Source organism: Litorilinea aerophila, assembly GCF_006569185.2.
Classification (GTDB): Bacteria; Chloroflexota; Anaerolineae; order Caldilineales; family Caldilineaceae; genus Litorilinea; species Litorilinea aerophila.
The window spans coordinates 1-1649 of sequence record NZ_VIGC02000079.1 but is presented as its reverse complement, the minus strand read 5'-3'; the positions used below and the strand labels follow the sequence as shown (position 1 = coordinate 1649).

Genomic DNA, 1649 nt, shown 5'->3' with positions numbered 1-1649 from the left:
GTGAGCATCCTCAGATGCGGTGTAATCCGTGAGATCTGTGGCTGAAAATACAGTGCAAAGATAGTGGGGTCCGTGACCCGCCCGTTGTCGCTGAAAATAAAACGCAAAGGTAGAGGGTTTCTGTCGTAGAGTCTTGGATGAAGGAGTAAAATCGACATGGGGAAAAAGACGTTCCTTGCGTTGTTGGCCGGGATTGGCCTGCTGGCCTGGGGGATGGTGGGACGGCCGGCCCAGGCCCAGACGGCCGTCGCCTGCGCAGCCGAGGTGGTCGTTCAGGCCGGGGACTCCCTGTCCAGCCTGGCGGGCCAGTACCTGGGCAATCCGGCTGCGTTTGACGCCATCGTCCAGGCCACCAACGCCCGCGCGGCCACCGACGGGAGCTACGCCACCATCGCCGACGCCCACCTGATCCAGGTGGGCTGGAAGCTCTGCATTCCGGCAGGGTCGGTGGCGCTGTTGCCCACGCCCACCCCGACGCCTGCCTCGCCTCTGCCCACGCCCACCCCGCTGCCCCCTGGCGTGCCCCATCCCCTCACCATCGAATACCTCCGCCAGGGAGAATATCCGGGTAGTCCGTTGGTGGTGGAGCAGGTGCTGGAACCCGGCGTCAACTACAGCCGGGCCATTGTTTCCTACCGCTCCGAAGGGCTGAAAATCTACGCGCTCCTGACCACCCCCAACGGCGAGAAGCCGCCCACCGGATGGCCGGTGATCGTCTTCAACCACGGCTACATCCCCCCCGAAATTTATCGGACCACCGAACGCTACGTGGCCTACGTGGATGGCTTCGCCCGTAGCGGCTACATGGTGCTGCGTCCCGACTACCGGGGCCATGGCAGCTCGGAGGGCGAAGCCAGTGGCGCCTACGGGTCGCCCGCCTACACCATCGACGTGCTCAACGCGGTGGCCTCGGTGCGACAACATCCCGACGCCGACCCCAACCGCATCGGTCTGTGGGGGCATTCCATGGGCGGTTACATCACCCTGCGGGCCATGCTGGTGGATGACAGCATCCGGGCCGGCGTGATCTGGGCCGGCGTGGTGGGTTCCTATCCGGACCTGCTGGAGCGCTGGCGACGGCCGTCCAGCACGCCGTCCTCCATCCCGGCCCGGGCCCGACGCTGGCGGGATGAGCTGGTGGCCCAGTACGGCACGCCGGCCGAAAACCCGGACTTCTGGGCTTCCATCTCGGCCAACACCTACGTGGCCGAGCTCTCCGGCCCGGTACAGCTCCACCACGGCACGGCCGATACCAGCGTCCCCATTGCCTTTTCCGAAACGCTCTATAACCAGATTCTGGCCGCCGGCGGAGTGGTTGAGTTCTACAGCTACCCCGGCGACAACCACAACCTCTCCGTCAACTTCAACACGGCCATGGCCCGATCCATCGCCTTTTTCGACACCTACGTCAAGGGGCCGTAGCACACAAGGCGTGAATGCACCCAGGGATCTAGGTGGTGCGGAGGTGGGTGGACCTGCCTCCGCACCGTAGGTCCGGCCTCCCGGCCGGACAGGGGTGCCTGCTCTTCTGTCACGCAAGGATGCGTGACCTGCGTACTACGCACTACTCGGAATCCCTTGGTCACTATCTTTGCACTGTATTTTCAGCCACAGATCTCACGGATTACACCGCATCTGAGGATGCTCAC

1 protein-coding gene is annotated in these 1649 nt (G+C 64.2%); it reads left to right on the top strand.

The window, feature by feature from the left end; genetic code table 11:
* Window positions 1-156 precede the first annotated feature (156 nt).
* Window positions 157-1422 carry an alpha/beta fold hydrolase gene (locus FKZ61_RS23675; protein WP_141612636.1) on the top strand — a complete coding sequence of 422 codons (1266 nt, stop codon included), beginning with the start codon at window positions 157-159 and terminating at the stop codon, window positions 1420-1422.
* Window positions 1423-1649 lie beyond the last annotated feature (227 nt).

Coding starts and splice junctions, on each gene's coding strand:
- FKZ61_RS23675 (WP_141612636.1), top strand. CDS start 157: ATGGGGAAAAAGACGTTCCTTGCGTTGTTGGCCGGGATTGGCCTGCTG.